This window comes from Streptomyces sp. NPDC094448, from assembly GCF_044763775.1.
Classification (GTDB): Bacteria; Actinomycetota; Actinomycetes; order Streptomycetales; family Streptomycetaceae; genus Streptomyces.
Genome location: NZ_JBIWGU010000016.1, coordinates 166069 through 187811, shown reverse-complemented (window position 1 = coordinate 187811; position 21743 = coordinate 166069). Strand labels below are relative to the sequence as shown.

The 21743-nt window shown below is 73.5% G+C and carries 16 protein-coding genes; 10 read left to right on the top strand and 6 right to left on the bottom strand.

Going from position 1 to position 21743, the window contains the following annotated elements:
- Nucleotides 1-13 precede the first annotated feature (13 nt).
- Nucleotides 14-808: a carbon-nitrogen hydrolase family protein gene (locus tag ACIQ9E_RS27610; RefSeq protein ID WP_403711553.1), complete on the bottom strand. Its 795-nt coding sequence runs from the start codon at nt 806-808 to the stop codon at nt 14-16.
- 654 nt (nt 809-1462) lie between these two features.
- Between ACIQ9E_RS27610 and mutA the strand changes: the two genes are divergently transcribed.
- The 8 genes from mutA to ACIQ9E_RS27570 all read left to right on the top strand — a co-directional run bounded on the left by mutA (nt 1463) and on the right by ACIQ9E_RS27570 (nt 13370).
- A complete protein-coding gene (mutA, locus tag ACIQ9E_RS27605; protein ID WP_403711551.1) occupies nt 1463-3355 on the top strand; it encodes a methylmalonyl-CoA mutase small subunit in 1893 nt (630 codons plus the stop codon).
- Nucleotides 3352-5553, top strand: a complete 2202-nt coding sequence (gene scpA / locus ACIQ9E_RS27600) for a methylmalonyl-CoA mutase (RefSeq protein ID WP_403711549.1) — start codon at nt 3352-3354, stop codon at nt 5551-5553. Before mutA ends, scpA begins: the two co-directional genes overlap by 4 nt.
- 55 nt (nt 5554-5608) lie before the next feature.
- Nucleotides 5609-6592, top strand: a complete 984-nt coding sequence (gene meaB / locus ACIQ9E_RS27595) for a methylmalonyl Co-A mutase-associated GTPase MeaB (RefSeq protein ID WP_403711547.1) — start codon at nt 5609-5611, stop codon at nt 6590-6592.
- 468 nt (nt 6593-7060) lie between these two features.
- Nucleotides 7061-7660, top strand: a complete 600-nt coding sequence (locus ACIQ9E_RS27590) for a putative glycolipid-binding domain-containing protein (protein ID WP_403711545.1) — start codon at nt 7061-7063, stop codon at nt 7658-7660.
- Nucleotides 7661-7798: 138 nt separating this feature from the next.
- Nucleotides 7799-9142, top strand: a complete 1344-nt coding sequence (locus tag ACIQ9E_RS27585) for a 6-phospho-beta-glucosidase (protein WP_403711543.1) — start codon at nt 7799-7801, stop codon at nt 9140-9142.
- A 64-nt stretch (nt 9143-9206) separates the two neighbouring features.
- Nucleotides 9207-11579: an FHA domain-containing protein gene (locus ACIQ9E_RS27580; protein WP_403711541.1), complete on the top strand. Its 2373-nt coding sequence runs from the start codon at nt 9207-9209 to the stop codon at nt 11577-11579.
- A 10-nt stretch (nt 11580-11589) separates the two neighbouring features.
- Nucleotides 11590-12303: a hypothetical protein gene (locus ACIQ9E_RS27575; protein ID WP_403711539.1), complete on the top strand. Its 714-nt coding sequence runs from the start codon at nt 11590-11592 to the stop codon at nt 12301-12303.
- Complete coding sequence (locus ACIQ9E_RS27570) at nt 12303-13370, top strand: serine/threonine-protein kinase (protein WP_403711537.1); 1068 nt, start codon at nt 12303-12305, stop codon at nt 13368-13370. Before ACIQ9E_RS27575 ends, ACIQ9E_RS27570 begins: the two co-directional genes overlap by 1 nt.
- A 42-nt stretch (nt 13371-13412) precedes the next feature.
- On the opposite strand, the gene ACIQ9E_RS27565 is transcribed toward ACIQ9E_RS27570, so the two are convergent.
- Together ACIQ9E_RS27565 and ACIQ9E_RS27560 are read right to left on the bottom strand one after the other, a co-directional pair.
- Nucleotides 13413-14183 (bottom strand): DUF4241 domain-containing protein, encoded by a 771-nt coding sequence (locus tag ACIQ9E_RS27565; RefSeq protein WP_403711535.1) that lies wholly within the window; start codon nt 14181-14183, stop codon nt 13413-13415.
- Between the two features lie 101 nt (nt 14184-14284).
- Nucleotides 14285-15565, bottom strand: coding sequence for a streptophobe family protein (locus tag ACIQ9E_RS27560; RefSeq protein ID WP_403711533.1), 1281 nt, complete (start codon nt 15563-15565; stop codon nt 14285-14287).
- A 271-nt stretch (nt 15566-15836) separates the two neighbouring features.
- On the opposite strand from ACIQ9E_RS27560, the gene ACIQ9E_RS27555 reads away from it, so the two are divergent.
- On the top strand, nt 15837-17042 hold the full coding sequence (locus ACIQ9E_RS27555; RefSeq protein ID WP_403711531.1) for a DUF6777 domain-containing protein: 1206 nt from the start codon (nt 15837-15839) through the stop codon (nt 17040-17042).
- Nucleotides 17043-17068: 26 nt separating this feature from the next.
- On the opposite strand, the gene ACIQ9E_RS27550 is transcribed toward ACIQ9E_RS27555, so the two are convergent.
- The 3 genes from ACIQ9E_RS27550 to ACIQ9E_RS27540 all read right to left on the bottom strand — a co-directional run bounded on the left by ACIQ9E_RS27550 (nt 17069) and on the right by ACIQ9E_RS27540 (nt 20611).
- Entirely contained in the window at nt 17069-17935 is an 867-nt protein-coding gene (locus ACIQ9E_RS27550) for a GNAT family N-acetyltransferase (RefSeq protein WP_403711529.1), read from the bottom strand.
- A 142-nt stretch (nt 17936-18077) separates the two neighbouring features.
- Complete coding sequence (locus tag ACIQ9E_RS27545; protein ID WP_403711579.1) at nt 18078-19532, bottom strand: amino acid permease; 1455 nt, start codon at nt 19530-19532, stop codon at nt 18078-18080.
- A gap of 125 nt (nt 19533-19657) precedes the next feature.
- Entirely contained in the window at nt 19658-20611 is a 954-nt protein-coding gene (locus tag ACIQ9E_RS27540; RefSeq protein ID WP_403711526.1) for a hypothetical protein, read from the bottom strand.
- A gap of 567 nt (nt 20612-21178) precedes the next feature.
- Between ACIQ9E_RS27540 and ACIQ9E_RS27535 the strand changes: the two genes are divergently transcribed.
- Nucleotides 21179-21601: a DUF6299 family protein gene (locus ACIQ9E_RS27535; protein ID WP_403711524.1), complete on the top strand. Its 423-nt coding sequence runs from the start codon at nt 21179-21181 to the stop codon at nt 21599-21601.
- The last annotated feature ends 142 nt before the right edge of the window (nt 21602-21743 follow it).

Below are 21743 nucleotides of genomic sequence, written 5' to 3'. Positions count from 1 at the left end.
CCGGCCCGGTCCCTTAGGTGAGCCTGCGGTTCGCGAGGACGGGTACGGCCCGGCGGACGGCGGCGACCTCGTCCGGGTCGATATCGGCGATCAGCAGCCCGGGGGCGGCGGGCAGGCGTTCCCGTACGGTTCCGTCGGGGCCGACGACGGCGCTGTGGCCGATGCCCGTGGGCGCCCCCGCGGCGGCCGGGGCTCCCGTGGCGGCCGGGTCGGCCTGGTCGACGGCCGCGACCCAGAGGGTGGCGTCGAGGGCCCGGGCCCGTACCAGCAGCTCCCACTGGTCCCGCTTGCCCTCCCCCGCGCCCCAGGACGCGGGCAGCAGGGACAGTACGGCTCCGGCGTCGGCATGGGCCCGGAACAGTTCGGGGAAGCGGACGTCGTAGCAGGTGGCGAGGCCGATCCGGACGCCTTCGAGGTCGAAGGTGACGATCCGCGATCCGGGGGCGACGGTGGCGGACTCGGTGAAGCCGAAGGCGTCGTACAGATGGATCTTGTCGTAGGCGGTCTCGACACCGGGTCCGGTCGCCAGCAGGGTGTTGGTGACCCTGCCGTCGGCCGCGGGGGTGAACATGCCCGCGACGATCACCGCGCCGGTCTCCTTGGCAATCTGCCGGACCTCGGTGGCCCAGGGGCCGTCGAGGGGTTCGGCGACGGGTGCCAGCCGGGTGCCGAAGCAGGCCATGGTGGCTTCGGGGAAGGCCACGAGCCGGGCTCCGGCGTCGGCGGCGAGCCGGGTCTGCTCCCGGACGAGACCGAGGTTGCGGGCGGGGTCGGGGCCGGTGGTGAGCTGGCTCAGGGCGATGCGCATGTACGTCCCCCAGAAGGTCGCGGTGCGGTGTGCCCGGTCCGGTCGGCCCGGGTCTCGACCCCAGCATGCTCCCGCCGCTCCCCCGTCCCGAAGGGGGCCCCGCGAACGGGCGCGCGGTATCGCCCGGTGATCACCGGTCGGCGGCGCTCCCGCCGGGGTGGACCCGCCATCGTCCGGCCCGCCTTCCGCACCGGGTCACAGCCGCCCGGATCCTTCCACCGTAGGGGCGGCCGGCACCCGCCGCACTCCCTGGAGTGCGCCTCGGGCGCCCCTGGAGCGGGAGGGGGTTCCTGACCCCCGGCGGCACCGGGGGAGGGTTGCGAGTGGCCGCCGCCGGACAGCCTTCCACCCAGTGGCGTACGGCCCCGTACGCAAGGCCGTCCCGTCGGCGCGGAGTCGCGGCGCCGGGCCGTCGTCCCGATTCCGTTCGTCGTCGATCAGGCAGGGTGACCCCTTGTTCGATTCCCCCGGGTCCGGGGTGCCGGGCACACCGTCCGGCACGGTGCTGTGGTACGTCTCCGGCGCCGCCACCCCTTGTGCCCGTACGCCCCGTCAGACCCCCTTATACCGGTGCAAGGGTGACCGATTGAGGGAGGGCAAGCTCACACTCTGTACATCTGCTGTACGTGTACGCGGATGTCCTAGCATCCCGGCATGACCGTGCTCCCCGACCGCCCCCCCGAGGGGTTCTCCCTGGCCGCAGACTTCCCCGAGGCCGATGCCGGCGCATGGCGTCGCCTGGTCGCCGGTGTGCTGCGCAAGACGGGCAAGGACGTGCCCGAGGACGCGGTGGAGGACGCGCTCGCCACCCTCGTCGAAGAGGGTCTGAGCGTCCGTCCGCTGTCCACCGCGGAGAACAGCCCCGACACTGCGGGCTTCCCCGGCTTCGCCCCCTTCACCCGCGGCGGCCGGCCCGAGGGCGGCGCGGTCGCCGGATGGGACGTACGGCAGCGTCACGACCGTCCGGACCCGGCCGCAGCCAACGAGGCGGTGCTCGCCGATCTGGAGCACGGGGTCACGTCCTTGTGGCTGTCCGTCGGCGCGTCCGGTATCCCGGTCTCCGGGCTCGCCCGCGCCCTGGACGGCGTACTGCTCGATCTGGCGCCCCTCGTCCTCGACGCCGGTGACGACGTCGAGGCGGCCGCCGCCGTCCTCTTCGGTCTGTACGAGCGGACGGGCACCGGCCCGGCCCCCGGGGGCAATCTGGGCGCCGACCCCTTCGGGTATGCGGCGCGCACCGGCACGTACGACGGTGTCGCGGACCGCCTGGGGGCCGCGGTGGGGCTCGCCCGGCGCTGCCACGAGACCGTGCCGGGGCTGCGCGCGCTGACCGTGGACGCGCTGCCGTACCACGAGGCCGGCGCGTCGGCCGCCCAGGAACTCGGCTGTTCGCTGGCGACCGGGGTGGCGCTGCTGCGTGCCCTCACGGACGCCGGGTTCGGCATCGAAACGGCCCTGGGCCAGCTGGAGTTCCGGTACGCGGCGGGCGCCGACCAGTTTCTGACGATCGCGAAGCTGCGGGCGGCCCGGCGCCTCTGGGCCCGGGTGGCCGAGGCGTGCGGCGCCGACAGTACGGCGGGCGCCCAGCGCCAGCACGCGGTCACCTCAGCGGTGATGATGACCCGTCGGGACCCCTGGGTGAACATGCTGCGCACCACGGTCGCCGCACTCGGCGCGGGCGTCGGCGGCGCGGACGCGGTGACGGTGCTGCCGTTCGACCATGCGATCGGTCTGCCGGACGCCTTCGCCCGCCGGATCGCCCGCAACACCTCCGTGGTCCTGCTGGAGGAATCGCATATCGGCCGGGTGATCGACCCGGCGGGCGGCTCCTGGTACGTGGAGCGGCTGACGGAGGATCTGGCGCAACGGGCCTGGGAGTGGTTCCAGGAGGTGGAGCGGGCCGGCGGCCAGCTCGCCGCGCTCCGCTCCGGTCTGGTGGAGACACGGATCGGCGCCGTCTGGGAGCACCGCCGCGGAAGGCTGGCCACCCGCCGGGAGCCGATCACCGGAGTCAGCGAGTTCCCCCTGCTGTCCGAGGCGCCGGTGGAGCGCGATCCCGCACCGGAGCCGCTGTCGGGCGGGCTGCCCCGGGTCCGGCGCGACGAGGCGTTCGAGGCGCTGCGCACCCGCTCCGACGCGGCCCGGACGGCCGGCGGCGACCGGCCGCGGATCTTCCTCGCGGCCCTCGGCCCGGCGTCGGCGCACACCGCGCGCGCCTCGTTCACGGCCAATCTGTTCGCCGCGGGCGGTATCGAGCCGGTGCACGATCCGGTGACGGTGGACGCCGGTTCGGTGGCGGCGGCGTTCACGGCCGCCGGGGCGGAACTGGCCTGCATCTGCTCCAGTGACGCGCTCTACGCCGAGCAGGCGGCGGCGGTCGCCGAGGCGCTGAAGGCCGCGGGCGCGCGCCGCGTCTACCTCGCCGGGCGCCCGGGGGAACTGCGCGAGATGTACGAACGGGCCGGGGTGGACGAGTTCGTGGCCGCGGGCGGCGACGCCGTGGCCGTGCTCACCCGGGCCCTCGATCTGATCGGAGTGGCTCCGTGACCATCCCCGACTTCACCGGCATCGAGCTGGGGCCCGGCGGGCGGGCGGCCGGTGACGACGACCGCTGGCGGGCCGCTGTCAAGGAGTCCTGTGGACGGGACACGGACGACCTGGTGTGGGAGACCCCGGAGGGGATCCCCGTGAAGCCGCTGTACACGGGGGCCGATCTGGCCCCGCTGGACTTCCTGGGCACCTATCCCGGCATCGCGCCGTATCTGCGCGGCCCGTACCCGACGATGTACGTCAACCAGCCGTGGACGATCCGGCAGTACGCCGGGTTCTCCACCGCCGAGGAGTCCAACGCCTTCTACCGGCGGAATCTGGCGGCCGGCCAGAAGGGCCTGTCGGTGGCCTTCGACCTGCCGACGCACCGGGGGTACGACTCCGATCACCCCCGGGTCACCGGCGATGTCGGCATGGCCGGGGTGGCGATCGACTCCATCTACGACATGCGGCAGCTCTTCGCCGGTATCCCGCTGGACCGGATGAGTGTGTCGATGACCATGAACGGCGCGGTGCTGCCGGTCCTGGCGCTGTACATCGTGGCCGCCGAGGAGCAGGGGGTGGCGCCGGAGCGGCTCGCCGGGACCATCCAGAACGACATCCTCAAGGAGTTCATGGTCCGCAATACGTATATCTATCCGCCGAAACCGTCGATGCGGATCATCTCCGACATCTTCGCCTTCACCTCGCGGCGGATGCCCCGCTACAACTCCATCTCCATCTCGGGGTACCACATCCAGGAGGCGGGGGCGACGGCCGATCTGGAGCTGGCGTACACGCTGGCGGACGGCATGGAGTATCTGCGGGCCGGTATCGGCACGGGTCTCGACGTGGACGCGTTCGCGCCGCGGCTGTCGTTCTTCTGGGCGATCGGCATGAACTTCTTCATGGAGATCGCCAAGCTGAGAGCGGCCCGGCTGCTGTGGGCGAAGCTGGTGCGCACCTTCGAGCCGAAGAACGCGAAGTCGCTCTCGCTGCGCACCCATTCCCAGACCTCCGGCTGGTCGCTGACGGCGCAGGACGTGTTCAACAATGTGACGCGGACCTGTGTGGAGGCGATGGCCGCCACCCAGGGCCACACCCAGTCGCTGCACACCAACGCGCTGGACGAGGCGCTGGCACTGCCGACGGACTTCTCGGCGCGGATCGCCCGCAACACCCAGATCCTGCTCCAGCAGGAGTCGGGGACCACCCGGGCGATCGACCCGTGGGGCGGCAGCGCCTATGTGGAGCGGCTGACGTACGACCTGGCGCGCCGGGCCTGGCAGCACATCGAGGAGGTGGAGGCCGCGGGCGGGATGGCGCAGGCCATCGACGCGGGCATCCCCAAACTGCGGGTGGAGGAGGCGGCGGCCCGGACCCAGGCCCGGATCGACTCGGGGCGGCAGCCGGTGATCGGCGTCAACAAGTACCGGGTGGAGTCCGACGAGCAGATCGACGTGCTGAAGGTCGACAACTCGGCGGTGCGGGCGCAGCAGATCGACAAGCTGCGGCGGCTCCGGGAGGAGCGCGACGAGGCGGTCTGCCGGGACGCGCTGCGGGCGCTGACCGCGGCCGCGGGCTCGGCGCCCGGCCCCGGCCTGGAGGGCAATCTGCTGGCGCTGGCGGTGGACGCGGCGCGCGCGAAGGCGACCGTGGGCGAGATCTCGGACGCCTTGGAGGCCGTGTACGGGCGGCATTCGGGCCAGATCCGTACCATCTCCGGTGTGTACCGAGGTGAGGCAGGACAGTCCCCGTCCGTGGCACGGACCCGGGCGCTGGTCGAGCGGTTCGAGGAGGCGGAGGGCCGCCGGCCGCGGATCCTGGTGGCGAAGATGGGCCAGGACGGGCACGACCGCGGCCAGAAGGTGATCGCCACGGCCTTCGCCGACCTGGGCTTCGATGTGGATGTGGGCCCGCTGTTCCAGACGCCCGAGGAGGTGGCGCGGCAGGCGGTCGAGGCCGATGTGCATATCGTCGGGGTGTCGTCGCTGGCGGCGGGGCATCTGACGCTGGTGCCCGCGCTGCGGGAGGAGCTGGCGGCGCAGGACCGGGAGGACATCATGATCGTGGTGGGCGGGGTGATTCCGCCGCAGGATGTGGAGACGCTCCACGAGTCGGGTGCGGCGGCCGTGTTCCCGCCCGGGACGGTGATCCCGGACGCGGCGTACGACCTGGTCACAACGTTGTCCGCGGCGCTGGGCCACCCCTCGTGAGGCCGGGCGCAGTGGCGGTCGGCCCGTGGGGCAGCGGGCCGGAGCGGGCGGGCCGGTGAGCATCGACCTCGCCGCCTATGTGAAGGGCGTACGGGAGGGTTCCCGGGCGTACATCGCGCGGGCCGTCACCCTGGTGGAGTCCCGCCGCCCCGACCACCGGGTGCTCGCCCAAGAGCTGCTGTCGGAGCTGCTGCCGCATGCGGGTGCCGCCCGGCGGGTGGGCATCAGCGGGGTGCCGGGGGTCGGCAAGTCGACCTTCATCGACGCGCTGGGCACGATGCTGACGGGGCTCGGCCACCGGGTCGCGGTGCTCGCGGTCGACCCCTCGTCCCGGCGTACCGGCGGTTCCATCCTGGGCGACAAGACCCGGATGGAGCGGCTGTCGACGGATCCGGCGGCCTTCGTCCGGCCGTCGCCTTCGGCGGGCACGCTCGGCGGGGTCGCGAAGGCCACCCGGGAGACGATGGTGGTGATGGAGGCCGCGGGCTACGACGTGGTGCTCGTCGAGACCGTGGGTGTGGGCCAGTCGGAGACCGCGGTCGCCCAGATGGTCGACACGTTCCTGCTGCTGACGCTGGCCCGGACCGGGGACCAGCTCCAGGGCATCAAGAAGGGCGTCCTGGAGCTGGCGGACGTGATCGCGGTCAACAAGGCCGACGGACCCCATGAGCGCGAGGCGCGCTCGGCCGCCCGCGAACTCGCCGGGGCACTGCGCCTGATGCACCCGGCGGATGCCGCCTGGACCCCGCCGGTGCTGTCGTGCAGCGCGCGCGAGCAGGCCGGTCTGGACGCGGTGTGGGAGCGGGTGGAGCAGCACCGCGAACTGCTGTCGTCGACGGGGAGGCTCGCCGCGAAGCGCCGTGAGCAGCAGATCGACTGGGTGTGGTCGATGGTCAGGGACGAGCTGACGGAGCGGCTGCGCACCCATCCGGCGGTGCGGGACCTGGTGCCGGAGGTGGAGCGTGCGGTACGGGGCGGGGAGCTGACGGCGACGCTGGCGGCGCGGCGGATCCTGGAGGCTTTCGAGAGCCCGCGCTGATCGGGGCCGGATGTTTGCGGCGGGCCGAGGGGTGTAGTAATTATGAGGAGGGCCCCCGCCCGGGACCAGGAATCCAACGGGCGGGAACCCAGTGCAAGAAGGTGGTTGATCTGAGCCCCGGTATTGGGGGCTCAGCTCAGCCCTTCAGCCACCTCCCCAGCTCCCACGCGATCCGGACCAGCAGGTCCTCGGTGCGCTGCCGCAGTGATGGCTTCTGCTTCCTGCGACGCCCCATGGGCGCCTCCCCTCAGAACCGGCCGCCGAGATTCCCGGTCGGCGGCCCTCTTTCGGATTCGGGCCGGGCCCCGAGGGGAGGGGGCCCGGACGTGTCCGTGAGGGGAGGCGCACCGCAGTGCGCTCCGAGCACACTACCCCCGCTCCCCCGTTCGGCCCGACACTCCGTCAACTCGCATCCGGCGCCGTCACCCGCGCGAGCGAAGGGCCGGGGTCCCGCGTTAGCCTGGGGTTATGCGCACCTCCCCCGTATCGCACGTGCTGACCTGGGAAATCGTCGAGAACCAGGGGTACGAGACCGCCTGGGTACGGCTCGGGGACGGGGTGCTGGAGGCCCGGGGGCGGGCCGTCGGTATCGCCCCGGAGCCGTACTGGATCGGCTACGAGCTGCGGACCGGGCCGGAGTGGACGACCCGCGAGCTGCGGGTGACCGCCGAATCCGCGGACGGGGTACGCAAGACGGTCCTCGCCCACGACGGCTCCGGGCACTGGACCGTCGACGGGCAGCCGCGGCCCGATCTCGACGGGGCCCTCGACTGCGATCTCGGGCTCTGCCCGCTCACCAACACCATGCCGGTGCTCCGGCACGGACTGCACCGGGCCGGTCCCGCCGGTGCGGCGCGGACGTTCACCATGGCGTGGGTGTCGGTGCCCGATCTGACGGTCCGTGCGTCGGAGCAGACGTACACCCCGCTGGAGGAGACGGACGACGGCGGGGCGCTCGTCCGCTACGAGGCGGGCGATTTCCGCCGGGACATCGAGATCGGTGCGGACGGCTTCGTCGTCGACTACCCGGACCTGGCGTATCTGATCGGCCACGGCACCCACGCCTGACCGCACGGCCGGGCGGCCGTGGCAACGGCGGAACGCGCCGGGTAGCGTGCGCGGTGTGGTGAGTGAGCGACGACCCGACCGGCAGGCCCCTGGTCATCGCCGTGCCCCGCGCGCGGCCCGGGTCCCGGGGGTGGTGGTATGAGGCTCGCCCTGCTGGGCGGCGGCGGTTTCCGGGTGCCTCTCGTGTACGGGGCCCTGCTGGGCGACCGCGGCGAGGGCCGGATCACCGAACTGGTGCTGTACGACGTCGACGCCGGGCGGCTCGCCGCCGTCGCCCGGGTCCTCGCCGAGCAGGCCGAAGGGGTGCCGGACGCCCCGGCCGTGACGGTGACCACCGATCTCGACGAGGCGCTCCGCGGGGCCGGCTTCGTGTTCTCGGCGATCCGTGTCGGCGGTCTCGAAGGGCGCGCGGCCGACGAGCGGATCGCGCTGGCGGAGGGCGTGCTGGGCCAGGAGACCGTGGGCGCGGGCGGTATCGCGTACGGGCTGCGCACGGTGCCGGTCGCGGTGGAGATCGCCCGCCGGGTGGCCCGTCTGGCACCGGATGCGCTGGTCATCAACTTCACCAATCCGGCGGGCCTGGTCACCGAGGCGATGGCCGGAGTGCTGGGCGACCGGGTGGTGGGGATCTGCGATTCGCCGGTGGGCCTCGGGCGGCGGGTCGCCCGGCTGCTGGGCGCCGATCCGGCGACGGCGTGGATCGACTACGCGGGCCTCAACCATCTGGGCTGGCTGCGCGGTCTGCGGGTCGGCGGCCGGGATCTGCTGCCGGGGCTGCTGGCCGATCCGCTGCTGCTGGGGTCCTTCGAGGAGGGCCGGCTGTTCGGGGCCGAGTGGCTGCGGACCCTGGGCGCCGTCCCCAACGAGTATCTGCACTACTACTACTTCAACCGGGAGACGGTGGCCGCCTACCGGGGCGCGGAGCGGACCCGGGGCGCGTTCCTGCACGAGCAGCAGGACGGGTTCTACGCGGCGATGCGGCGGCCGGGCGGCGGCTCGGCGCTGGCGGCCTGGGACCGTACCCGTGCCGAGCGGGAGGCGACGTACATGGCGCACAACCGGCAGGCGGCGGGCGCGGGCGAGCGGGAGGCCGCCGATCTGGAGTCCGGGGGCTACGAGCAGGTCGCCCTGGCGCTGATGCGGGCCGTCGCCCGGGACGAGCGGACCACCCTGATCCTCAACGTCCGCAACCGGGGCGCCCTGGCACCCCTGGACACGGACGCGGTCGTCGAGGTGCCCTGCCTGGTCGACGGCAACGGCGCGCATCCGGTGGCCGTCGCCCCGCTGACCGGCCATGCGGCGGGTCTGGTGACCGCGGTGAAGGCGGTGGAGCGGGAGGTGCTGGCGGCGGCCGGGTCCGGATCGCGCGAGCGGGCGGTGGCGGCCTTCGCGCTGCACCCGCTGGTCGACTCGGTGACGGTGGCCCGCCGACTGGTGGCGGCCTATACGGCGGCCCATCCGGGGCTCGCCTATCTGCGGTAGGGGCCGACGGGCACAGGGGGGCGGGCACAGGGCAGGCTCCGGCGCGCGCCGATAATATGGTGATATGGCTGAGCGCCGTGCCGCGCCGACCGCCCCCGATCTGGTCATCGAGACGGACGACGGCTCCACCGTGATGCATCCGGGCCGGGCATACCAGGTCGGGCGGGACCCGCTGTGCGACATCGTGTTCGACGACGACCGCGTGTCCTGGCACCACGCCGTACTGCGGGCGGACGCCGACCACTGGACGGTGGAGGACGAGCACAGCACCAACGGTACCTACGCGGACGGGCTGCGGGTCCGCTCCTGGGACGTCGGCGCGGGCAGCGAGCTGCGGTTCGGCAGTGCCACGGACGGGCCCAGGGCGGTCCTCGTGGACCGGACCTCCCCCGCTCGCGCCGCTCCCGGTTCCGCCGCCCGTGAGCATCCCGGCCCTCATGTGTCCGTACCGGCCGCCACCGGCACGTTCCGGCATCCGGCGTCGGTACGGCCGCGTCCCGCCCGTACCGTCCGGATCGGCCGGGCCTCCGACAACGACCTCGTCGTCGACGATCTGACGGTCTCCCGCCACCACGCCGAACTCCGTTCCCGCCCCGACGGAACCTACGAGATCGCCGATATCGGCTCCCACAACGGCACCTTCCTCAACGGTGTCGCGGTGACCGTCGCCGCCGTCGCCGAGGGCGATGTCGTCGGCATCGGGCACTCGGACTTCTGTCTCATCGGCGACGAACTCCAGGAGTACGTCGACACCGGCGAGGTCACGCTCGACGTCCAGGAGCTGACGGTGACCGTGGACCGCGGCCGCCGTACCCTCCTCGACCGGGTCACGTTCCCGGTACCGGAGCGCTGTCTGCTCGCCGTGGTCGGCCCCAGCGGCGCGGGAAAATCGACCCTGCTCAACGCGCTCACCGGACTGCGGCCCGCCGACGGCGGCGCCGTGCTGTACGACGGCCGTGACCTGTACCGGGACTACGCGGAGCTGCGGCAGCGTATCGGACTCGTACCGCAGGACGACATCCTGCACACACAGCTGACCGTGCGAGCGGCCCTCGGGTACGCCGCCGAACTGCGGTTCCCGCAGGACACCGGCAAGGAGGAGCGGCGCGGCCGGGTCTCCGAGGTGATCCGGGAACTGGGTCTCGGACACCGTGCCCAGCAGCCCGTGCACCGGCTCTCCGGCGGGCAGCGCAAACGGGTCAGCGTGGCGCTGGAACTGCTGACGAAGCCGTCGCTGCTCTTCCTCGACGAGCCGACGTCCGGACTCGACCCGGGCATGGACCGCTCGGTGATGCAGATGCTGCGGACCCTGGCCGACGACGGACGGACCGTGGTCGTGGTGACGCACAGCGTTCTCAGTCTGGATGTGTGCGACCGGCTGCTGGTCCTGGCGCCGGGCGGCAGGACCGCCTACTACGGGCCGCCGGACGAGGCCCTGGGGTTCTTCGGCCACGAGCGGTGGCCGGAGGCCTTCGCCGCGTTCGAGAACGAGCCCGACCGGGACTGGGCGGGCGACTACGCCGCGTCGGAGCACCACCGGCGCTATGTCACCGAAGCCTCCGCTCAGCCGCCCCCCGAGTCCACGAGGGGTCCCGTGCGCCCGGCGCCGCCGCCCGCGAAGCCGCGGAGCCGGAGCGCCCAGCTGTGGACCCTGGTACGGCGGTACACGGCGGCGCTCAGCGCCGACCGGACGTTCCTCGTGGTGATGATCGCCCTGCCGTTTGTGATGGGCGCGATGGCCCGCGCCCTGGCGGGCAGTGCGCTGACCCGCGACACGGCGATGAACGCCCTGCTGATCCTCTGTGTCGGCGGGGTGCTGACGGGTTCCGCGAACGCGGTGCGCGAGCTGGTGAAGGAGCGGGCGATCTACCGGCGGGAACGGGCCGTGGGGCTGTCCCGGGGGGCGTATCTGCTGTCGAAGGTGGTGGTCCTGGGCACGGTGACGGTGCTCCAGGCCGTGGTCCTCACCCTGATCGGGCTGGCCGGGGTACGGCTCAACACTCCGGGCGGCAACGGGGTGCTGCTGCCACCACTCGTCGAACTGACCCTGGCCGTGGCACTGCTGTCGTTCACCGCGATGATGCTGGGTCTGCTGATCTCCGCCCTGGTCTCCAAGGAGGAGGTGACCATGCCGCTGCTGGTGCTCCTCGCGATCGTGCAGGTCGTGTTCTGCGGGGCACTGCTGGAACTCCACGGACTCCCCGTCGCGGAACAGCTCTCCTGGCTGGTGCCGTCCCGGTGGGCGCTGGCGGCGATGGCGGCCACGGTGGGGCTGGGAAATCTGGTGCCGGGCGCCCTGACCTCGGATCCGCTGTTCACGCACTCCGCGGCGGTATGGCTGACCGATATGGGCATGATGGTGGTGCTGTCCGTGCTGTACGGCTGGCTGGTCGCCCTGCTCCTGCGCCGCCAGGAACCCTCCGTGATGCGGAAGTAGGCGCCATGCGATGACCGAGGAGACCGAGGACTTCGCCCCGACGCATGTGGTGCCGCCGGGTGGGCTGCCGGCCTGGGAGACCCCGGGCACCTCGCGGCCCGCCGCGTCCCTGGACCCGCTGCTCCCGGTGCTGCTGGCCGACCGGCACGGCGACTGGGGGCGCATCGTCTGTGCGAACGGATGGTCGGCCTGGGTCGACGGCCGGCTGCTGGTCGCGGTCCCGCAGCCGCCGCCCGCGACCGGGCGGCCGCTGACCCGGACGGCCGACCAGCGGCCGCAGCTGGCGAAGACGGGCGAGGCGCTGAGCCGCTATCGCAGCGCGGCCGACGAACTCGCGGCCGGCCGGATCGACGGCGGGACGTTCCGCAGCCGGACCCGGGGGCTGCGGGCCGGAGTCGTCATCGACGGCGAGTCCGTATGGCTGTACGAGGCGGAGCACGAGCGGTGGGTGTACGGGGACGGGGTGCGGCTGGGTACGTACGCGGTGTCCCGGGCGGCGCGGGACGGCGCCCCGCCCGGGGCCGCCACCGGAGCCGGGCGGGAATCCGGGACCGAGACCGAGGATGTCACCGGCCCCCGGCCGGAGGAACCGCCCGGAGCGGCCGGAATGCCTGAGGCGCCCGGGACGGGACCACCGCCTGATGCGCCGCCGCCCACCAGAGTGGCCGGCCCCGGCCACGGCAGGGCGGCACCCCGGCCGACGCGACCCGGCGGCGAAGGCTGATGGGACCGCGCGATACCGGCGCGTCCGGCGGACCGGACCGGAGCACGCCGAAGGACTCCGCCCCGGATCCGGTACCCCCGTCCGGACGGCCGACCGATCTCGCCGGGAAGCGGATCGCGGACTACCGGATCGAACAGGAGATCGGCCGGGGTGGGATGGCAGTCGTCTACCGGGCCCATGACCTGCGGCTGGACCGTACGGTCGCACTGAAGCTGCTGGCACCCGAACTGGCCCGCAACGACACCTTCCGCCGCCGGTTCACCCATGAATCACGGGTGGCCGCCGCCATCGACCACCCCCATATCGTGCCGGTGTTCGAGGCCGGGGAGGCGGACGGGCTGCTGTACATCGCCATGCGGTACGTGCCCGGCCGGGACCTGCGGGCCCTGCTGCGCCGCGCGGGCCCGCTGCCCGTGGCCACGGCCGGCCGGATCGCCGCGCAGACCGCCTCCGCCCTGGACGCGGCGCACCGCCACGATCTGGTGCACCGCGATGTGAAACCGGGAAACATCCTGGTCGACGAGGGCACCGACAGCGACCATCCGGAGCATGTGTATCTCACCGACTTCGGACTGACGAAGAAGTCGCTGTCGCTCACCGGGTTCACAACGGTCGGCCAGTTCGTGGGCACCCTCGACTATGTGGCGCCCGAACAGATCTCGGGCCGGCCGGTGGACGGCCGCTGCGACGTCTACGGACTGGCGTGTGTGGTGTACGAGATGCTGGGCGGCGCGCCGCCGTTCCAGCGGGACGACGATATGGCCCTGCTCTGGGCCCACCAGTTCGACCCGCCGCCGCATCTGACGGGGCGCCGCCCGGATCTCCCCGCGGCGGTGGACGAGGTGCTGATCCGGGCCCTGGCCAAGGTGCCCGACGACCGCTATGGCTCGTGCGGGGCGCTGGTGACGGCGCTGCGGGCGGCCGCGACCGGCCAGGGCCGGGCAGCGGCCCGTACGGCAGCGGTGGCCGCGACCGGCTCACCGGGTCCGGCGCCACCGCCCGCCCCGCCGTGGTGGGCCCTGCCGGTCTTCCCCGGGCTGCCGGCCGGTCCGGGAACGTCCCGCTGACGGGCCCTCGAACACGCGCCCGGCCCGGATCGGGCGCCGGGGTCAGTCCCTGGGCTCTATCCGGGCTCTGTTGCTGAGCATCATCACTCCCGGTGCCACGACGACGGCCGCCGCCTCGCCTTCGGCGGTCCGCCCCAGCCAGCTGACCATGGTGCCGTCGTCCACGGCCAACGTCACCAGATCGGCTCCGGCCCTGTCGTCCCGGACCAGTTCATTGCCGTCGGGCAGGGCTTCGACGGCCCGTTGCTCCGATTCCCCCGGACGGCCGGCGGTCTCCCCGCGCGCCTTCCGGAAGAGGCGGGTCAGGGTCCCCCAGTGGGCGGCGTCGGCGAAACAGCCCAGGCCTGTTTCCAGGTAGACACCCGGTTCAAGGCCCTCGGGGACGTCCTCTACCCGCTCCCCCGCACCGAGGGCCATCTCCCAGCCCACCACCGGTTCGTCACGGATGACCAGCCTGGTCCCGCAGCAGTCCCGCATGTCCGTGGTCCTGCCCTGGTACTCGAAGGGGGCGCTGGTCCAGGCCGTCTCCACCCGGTAGGCGCCCGGCGGTATCCGCTCGGCCAGCTCCCACCAGTCGCCGTCCGGCCGCTCCTCCGCATGCCACGGTGAGAACGAGTCGTCCGGCCAGGGCGTGCCGACCCCGAGGCGTCCGCTGGGGATGCGGATCGTGGCCGCGTGGATCAGCTCGACCACCGTGACATCCCCGGACAGATCGTAGACCGGGCCCAGTCGGGTGCCCGGAACGAAGACGGAGTGCAGATACTCCGTCATTCTCGGCCCCGCCGTCAGCCGGGGATCCCCCGTCCACACCATGCCGTGCCCCCTTCACCGGATGCGCGCCCTGGGAGTCCGCGCTCGTGGCGCCAGAATAGAGAACCCCACCGACAAGGCCGCCGACGCCGGTGACGCCCGGCTCAGTGCACGGCGGGGCCGGGCCGGCGCCGGGGGACGAGGCCCGCGAGGAAGCCGGTCACCAGACCCCACAGGGCGGCTGCGAGGAGCGCCGTCCACCAGCGGGGCAGCAGCTCCACCCGGCCGGAGAGCGCACCGCCGACATCTCCGAGGCCGAGCAGGGAGAGGCCGTAGTGGGCGTCGACCCGGCAGAGCAGACAGACCGTCAGCACGGTGACGACGAGGGCCGCGGCCGTCCGCACGGCGTGCTGCCAGGGCCGGGTGCCGGGCGGGGAGCGCAGCGCGCCGAGAACCGCCGCCGCAAGGACCCCGACGGCGGCGGCGACCAGCAGCCACCAGGCGTCGCCGCTCTCGGCGGTGAGGGACTTCAGGTCGAGTGTGGTGCCGCCGGGCGTCCGGAGCACCGTGTCCAGGGCCTTCGGCACCGGCAGTCCGAACGGGCCTTCGGCCAGCCCGTCCCAGACCGTGCCGAGGCCGAGGGTGAGCGCGAGCCAGGCGAGGTTGGGGAGCCCGAGGAGGATGACGGCGAGGGTTTCGGACGCCCGGCCGCGGGTCGCGGCGGTCACCAGCCCGGCGACCAGCGCCGCGGCGACGTAGGCGAGCAGCAGTACGGCCATGGCGTGCGCGGCCGGGCGGGCCGGGGCCACGGCCCGGAGCAGCCGGGCGGGGAGTCCCGCGCCGCGCGAGACGAGCAGCGCCGCCGCGAACAGGGCGGCCAGCCAGAGGAGCCCGTACAGCAGGGTGAGCGGTACGTCGGCGGCGAATCCGGCCTCTGCCGAGAGGCCGAACAGGCTGCCGATATCGGCGATCGTGCCCTCGGGGGTGACGTCGAAGGTGTGCCGGGCGATCGCCGCCAGGGCAACGAGGACGACGGCCCACAGCAGGCCGAGGCGGGCCGCCCAGCCCGCGAGGTCGCGGGTCCGGACCACGGCGTGGTGGCGCAGGGGGCGCAGAAAGCCGTGGGCCAGGACGAGTGCGGCCACCAGGGTGACCGAGAGCGGGACGACCGAGAGGTCGCCGCCCCCTGCCGCGAGGCCCCCGGCGCCGCCGGAGAGTTCGACCGTGCCGCCCGCCGCGAGGACCGCGGTGGCGGCGACGACCTGCGGGAAGGCTCCGCCGGGCAGATCCTGGGCGCCCGCCGCCCACAGTCCCAGGGCCGCGGTCACAACCAGCGCGACGAGCCCGGCGGCCACGGTGAGGAAGGCCCGGATCCAGCCGTAGGAGGTCCGGCCGGCGGGTGGGGGGCCCGGGGTGCGCCGCCCGGGCACTGGCTGTTGGCTCACGCGGTCACGCTAAGCAGCGGCGGGGCGGGCCGCCTTCCGGAGGGGGCCGACCGCGTCGCGCCGACGGCCCGTCCCGGCTTGCGGTGGGTCCGCGGCGGGCGCACACAATGGGCTGCGGGCGTCCCGGGTGCGGTCCCGGACCGTACCCGCGCTCCGAACTCCCCGTACCGTCCGGTGCGGGGATCCCGGCGGCGTGCGCACCGCGCGGACCGGCCCGCCGGGCCCGTCCGTGGCAGAGCCCGTCGATCTCCTCCGAGCAGGGGAAGAGCCCGTGAGCGCCGAACCTCCGTCGTCCGAACCTCCCGCAGGTCCGCCGTCCGGCCCGCTCGCCGGGTCGTCGGGCCGGGGCTCCGCTCCCCCGCCGCCCGCTCCGGAGCCCGCGCCTCCGCCCACCCGGGTGTCCGGGCAGGGACCGGGGGACGGCGGCGGCACGGGCGGCGGTACCGGTGGTGGCGGTTCGGGCGGTTCGGGCGGATCGGGAGGCGGGCCGAAGGAGCCGGGCGGCGGGCCCGGCCGGCCCTGGTGGCGTTCGATTCCGAAGGCGGCTCTGATCGGTATCGGCGCCGCCGTGGTGATCGCGGTGGTCCTGCTGCTCACCCTCCCGGGCTCCGGCGGCTCGGGTTCCGGCGCCTCCCGTGAGGTCTTCCTCCAGGCCGCGGGCTCCACCGGACCGGACCCGTACACCGCGTCGACGGCTCAGGAGAGCACACCGCCGGACCTGACGGCCCAGCCGACCGGCCCCCCGCCCGCGAAGAACACGGTCCGCGCGGTGTCCGGGGCGACGCCCGGCCTGTACGGCGGTACGCAGCAGCAGTCGAGCTGCGACGTAGGGAAACTGATCGGCTACCTCTCGGCCGATCAGGCGAAGAACTCGGCCTTCGCGGGCGTTCTGGGCATCGCGTCCGGGGACGTACCGGGCTATCTGAAGTCCCTGACGCCGGTTCAGCTGCGGATCGACACCCGGGTCACCAACCACGGCTGGCGCAACGGTGCGTCGACCGCGTACCAGGCGGTCCTCCAGGCGGGTACGGCGGTACTCGTCGACGCCCGGGGGGTGCCGCGGGTGCGGTGTGCCTGCGGCAATCCGCTGACGCCGCCGCAGGCCGTCCAGGGCACACCGCAGACGACCGGCAGCTCCTGGCCCGGCTACCAGGCCGAACGGGTGGTGGTCGTGGACCCGGCGCCGGGCGATCTGGCGGAGCTGACCGTCTTTGACCCCGCGGGCGGTACCTGGTTCACCCGGCCGACCGGTACCGCGGGCGGCGCCGACCGGCCGACGGCGCCTCCGGCGGGAAAGCTGCCGTCGGCCCCGCCGTCGGCCACCGCGGAACCGTCGGCGTCGAAGCCGGCCGCGTCCTCGCCCGGTGCCTCGGAGCCCGCGTCGGCGCCGCCGTCCGCCCCCGCGTCCCAGCCGCCCCCGGCCACTCCCGGCAACTCCGCGCCCGCGGAGCAGTCGCCCGCACCGGCCTCCCCGTAGCAGGAGCCACAGCCGGTCAGGGTCGGTCAGCCCAGTTCGAGGGTGGTGACGCCGAACACCCGCTCGGTGCGCACCTCGGGCGCGGGCCCGGTGTACATACGGGTGGTCGGGAACTGGGCCGTCAGCCCCCGGACGGCCGCCAGTGCCGCGGCCTCCGCATGGGTTTCAGGTACGTCGACGGCGACCTGGTCATCGGTGCCCAGCCCCGCGGTGAGGCTGTCGAAGAGCGCCTCCGCGTCGGCCGCGGTGTCGGCGAACAGGGGGCCGATGCGGTGGGCGTCGCGGCCGGGGCGGATTGCGCCGAAGCCGGTGATCCGCCCGTCGTCCGCGAGCCGGGCGTACGCGGTGTGCCCGGGGGCCGTGAGCCAGCGGGCGACGAAGGCGGCGCGGTCGGCGGGGAAGCAGGAGCGGTCGTACGCGCTGATGGCGGGGAGCAGATCGGGCGTGACGGGAACGGTTCCGGGTGCGACGCTGCCACTGCGCAGCGGGCTGCCGCCGTACCGGACGGTGTGGTACGCGGCGGAGAAGCCGGACCGCTCGTAGTTGCCCTGCTGGGCGGGGACGGCGTCCAGGCCGATCAGCCGGGCCCCGGCATGCGGCAGGGCGGCCCGCCAGGTGGCCAGTCCGATGCCGCGGCCGCGGAGATCGGGGCGGACCAGATAGTGGCCGAGGAAGGCGTAGTCGTCGCCGTAGCGGACGAGGGAGACGGCGGAGGCGATCCGGCCGTCGATCCGGCCGACGAAGAAGCCCTCGGGGTCGGTGGGATGGAAGCAGGCGGCGTCGCCGTTGCCGGGGTTCCAGCCTTCGGCGGCCACCCATTCGGCGATCTGGTGCCACTCCTCCAGGGTGGCGCTGGTGACCGTGAGGCCGGTGGTGTCCTGGGTGCTGGTCATGACGGATGCGTTCCTTCCGGGTCCGGGTGTGCGGGGTCGGTACGGGACAGGGGTACGGGTCGCGGGTACGGCGCCGGGGTGCGGGTCGCGGGTGCGGGTCGCGGGTACGGGACAGGGGTGCGGTGCCGGGCCCGGCCGCGGGTCAGATCAGGTCCATCGCGGCCACCTCGTCGGGGCTGCCGTAGCTGACCGGCCCCGAGAAGCGTCTGCGGGCCGTGGCGAACCACCAGACGGTGGCGACCAGGACCACGGCCACCAGCGCGATCGGGGCGTAGTTGAAGGTCGTCGGTGTGAGGGGGGTGGCGTGCGGAAGGACGAACAGCACACTGCTCAGCCCTATCCACATCACGGCGATACGCGCCACGGGCACACCCCAGCGGCCGAGGTTCCAGGGGCCCGGCCGGAAATCGTCCTTGAGGCGCAGCCGCAGGAAGATCGGGATGCCGTAGGCGAGGTACATGCCGACGACGTTGACGCTGACGATGGCAGCGAAGGCGGTATGCGACCAGAGGCCGGGCACGGTCAGCGTGAAGGAGCACCCCGCGGCCAGCCAGACGGCGTTGACGGGGGTCCTGGTCCGCATGCTGACGGTGTGCCAGCGCCGGGAGCCGGGCATCGCGCCGTCCCGGGCGAAGGCGAAGATCTGCCGGGCGTTGCTGGTCATATTGGCGAGTCCGCAGAACAGCATGGAGCCGATCACCACGAGCAGCAGCAGTCCGGCGACCCCGGTGCCGAGGGCGTTGGTGAGGATGTGCACGGAGGGTACGGCGGCGCTCGCCGTTGTGGCGTAGTCGCCGATGGAGTGCACCAGCGCGAGCATCAGGGCGAGTCCGGCGAGCGCGGACCAGCCGATGGCCCCGACGATGCCGCGCGGAGTGCTGACCGTCGAGCGTACGGTCTCCTCCGACATATGGAAGCTGCCGTCGAAGCCGGTGTAGGTCCAGCTCGTCACGAGCAGGCCCAGCAGGGCGGCGTACACCCCGCTGGTGAAGCCCGTGTCGTTGACGAAATGGGCGGAGAACGCCAGCGGGCGGTGGGTCTCGGGCAGCAGCAGCAGGGAGCCGACGATCAGGGTGACACCACCGGCCAGCCACCACACCGAGAAGCGGATGAGCAGGGCGACCAGATCCACCGTGTAGGTGTTGGCCAGTGCCTGCAGGAGCAGGATCACCGCGGTGATGGCGACCGTGCTGGCCCCGGTCGCCCGGTAGGCGGGGTGGTAGAGGGTGACGAAGGCCTGGAGGAAGGCGGCGGCCGCATAGGCGGTGGCGGCGGTACCACCCACCTGGCCCACGAAGTTCAGCCAGCCGGTGAACCAGGACCAGGCGCCTCGGTGGCGGCGGGCGAGTTTTCCGGCGGCGAAGTAGAGGGCACCGCTGGTGGGGTAGGCGGACGCGATCTCCGCCATCGCGGCGCCGACGAACAGCACCATCACGGAAACCGCGATCCACCCCGCGACCAGGATCAGCGGGCCGCCCGCGGCCATTCCGTAGCCGAAGGCGGAGAATATTCCGGAGATGACGTTGATGATGGTGAAGGAAATCGCGAAATTGTCGAAGGCCCGGAATCTGCGGGTGAGTTTGCGGGGATATCCCATGGCGTGCAGGGTCGTGTCGTCGTCGAGGGCGACGGTCCCGTCGCCGCGGTGACGATTCCTGCGCCCAACGGCGGTCTGTTCCGGCACCGTCGGCCCCTTTCCCGAGCTTCCGAAAGTTGCTGGTCTCATGCGGCGGGCACCGGGAGGCCGAGGGTGCGCCGGGCCCTGGTCAGCTGGTCGCCGGGGTCGCCGAAGGCACTCCAGGGCATCCGGGCGGCGTACGGCCCCATCGCGGTGAGCACCTCCCGGGCCTCCGGCTGCTGCCGGCCCATGTAGAGGGCGTGCGCCAGATAGGACAGGTCCAGTACCGGTGTGTAGCGGTAGCGGGGGACCTCGGGCAGCCAGTTGCGGTAGCCGCGCAGCGCGGTGGCCACCCACTGGGGCTGCCGCCAGGTGCGGTGGGCGAGGAGGGACGAGGGGTCGTACTCCTCGGCGAGGGCCACCAGCGGCAGCAGCCTCAGCACGGAGCCGACGGGCGCCCGGTGGCTGAGAAAGGAGGCCACGTCCCAGCGGGCGCTGGCGGTCCCGCCGTAGCGGGCGAAGTAGAAAGCGAGAAAGCGGTGGTGGGCCTCGCGGTTCCAGGGGTCGAGCCGTAACGCCCGGGCCAGCAGCGGCCAGGGGCCGGGGGGTGCGGTCAGCAGTCCCGGGGGCGCGGGGTCGCGCGGGCGGCGGATCCTGGCCAGGGCGAGCCGGGCCGCCCACGGGGTGGGGTCGCGGGGGTCGAACAGGGCGGCGCGTTCGCAGGCGGTCTCGGCGATACCGAGCAGGGTGCCGGTGTGCCGGGCGCCGCTGTCCTCGGCCCGCAGCGCCCGGAGCATCGCCACCCGGGCCCACAGCAGCGCCGATTCGGGTCCGGGGGCCTCGGCGAGCCACCGCTCCGCGAGGTCGGAGTCCGCGGCCTCGGAGGCCAGGACGAGGGACCGGTGCGCCCGGGTGCCGAAATCTCCGCGGGTTTCGCGCAGGGCGCGTTCGGCGCCGAGATACCGGCCGGCCTTGACGTCGATGCAGGCGCGCGCGAGCCGGCGGTCGTCGGCCGCCGGATGCCAGACGTACTGTCCCCCGAAAGACCCGGCAGGCACGTGCCCCTCCCCCGTCGCCCCTGACGCCGCCTGCTGCCCGCATTCCGGCTCGGGCCCGGTCGCGGCCGTGGGAATGCGGACCGGATCCGTGTCGATCACCGGCGGCGGGATCACACCCTACTCACCAACAAGTGATGGGGAAAACACTCGCCCGGGTAACGGATGCGTTCTTCACCCCGGCGGGGCAGCAACTCCTGGCTTGTTTCTGGCATATGCCTGAACGGCTGCGCCGGGACTCATTACCACGCCCCGCTGGGATTACCCCGAGTTTACTCCGCGAACTCACCCGAAGGAGAACGCCCGTCCGGCTTTCCCGTGGGGCCGAAACGGACCGTTGCGGGCCTGTCCGGAACCATGGCCGTGACACCGAGCCCACCCACCGAACCCCGCCGCACCGCACGGAAACCGTCAGACCTGCCGCAGCCACCGAACCCGCGACCGCGGCCACCGGCCGGAACCGGGGTGGGGACCACCGGTACGGAGCAAGGGACCACCGGTACGGAGCAAACGATGCGTCCACCTGTGTGGAGCGTCGGCACCGCAGGGCACTGCACTCGTTATGCGGGCATGATCAACGCACGCCGCGCCGCGGTTCTCCCGTCCCTCGCCCTCGCCGCCGTCCTCTCGGCCGTTCTGCTGCCCGGCACCGCCCGGGCCCAGTTCGCCCCCGATCCCGTCACCGTCGACGCCACCGGCCGGATCGCCGCCGACGGTTCGGTGACGCTCACCGGCACCTACTTCTGCACCCCGGGCTCCGGCCCGGTCCTCCTCGATGCCGAGGCCTTCCAGGGCGGCTCCCGCGCCGATCTGGAGGGATCCCTCGCGGTGTGCGACGGCAGACAGCACACCTGGGAGGCCACCGGCCGCCCGGCCGCGGCCTTCACCCCCGGCGCGGCGGACGCCAAGGTCACCGTGGTGGAACTGTCGAAGGGCCTGCCGTTCCCGGTCGACGCGCACTCCGTCGAGACCGGTGTGACCCTGGTCCGCTGACTCCCCGCGCCGCGGCGGGCGGCACCGCCCGCCGCGGCGCCCCGCGGGGTACTCCCCGCGGGTCGCCAGCAGCAGCGCGGTATCGGCGGGCCGGTCCGCGGCCCGGCGGGCCGCCCGGGTGAGCCGGTTCGGGGGCTCCGCC

Coding starts and splice junctions, on each gene's coding strand:
- ACIQ9E_RS27610 (WP_403711553.1), bottom strand. CDS start 808: ATGCGCATCGCCCTGAGCCAGCTCACCACCGGCCCCGACCCCGCCCGC.
- mutA (WP_403711551.1), top strand. CDS start 1,463: ATGACCGTGCTCCCCGACCGCCCCCCCGAGGGGTTCTCCCTGGCCGCA.
- ACIQ9E_RS27590 (WP_403711545.1), top strand. CDS start 7,061: ATGCGCACCTCCCCCGTATCGCACGTGCTGACCTGGGAAATCGTCGAG.
- ACIQ9E_RS27585 (WP_403711543.1), top strand. CDS start 7,799: ATGAGGCTCGCCCTGCTGGGCGGCGGCGGTTTCCGGGTGCCTCTCGTG.
- ACIQ9E_RS27580 (WP_403711541.1), top strand. CDS start 9,207: ATGGCTGAGCGCCGTGCCGCGCCGACCGCCCCCGATCTGGTCATCGAG.
- ACIQ9E_RS27575 (WP_403711539.1), top strand. CDS start 11,590: ATGACCGAGGAGACCGAGGACTTCGCCCCGACGCATGTGGTGCCGCCG.
- ACIQ9E_RS27570 (WP_403711537.1), top strand. CDS start 12,303: ATGGGACCGCGCGATACCGGCGCGTCCGGCGGACCGGACCGGAGCACG.
- ACIQ9E_RS27565 (WP_403711535.1), bottom strand. CDS start 14,183: ATGGTGTGGACGGGGGATCCCCGGCTGACGGCGGGGCCGAGAATGACG.
- ACIQ9E_RS27550 (WP_403711529.1), bottom strand. CDS start 17,935: ATGACCAGCACCCAGGACACCACCGGCCTCACGGTCACCAGCGCCACC.
- ACIQ9E_RS27545 (WP_403711579.1), bottom strand. CDS start 19,532: ATGGGATATCCCCGCAAACTCACCCGCAGATTCCGGGCCTTCGACAAT.
- ACIQ9E_RS27535 (WP_403711524.1), top strand. CDS start 21,179: ATGATCAACGCACGCCGCGCCGCGGTTCTCCCGTCCCTCGCCCTCGCC.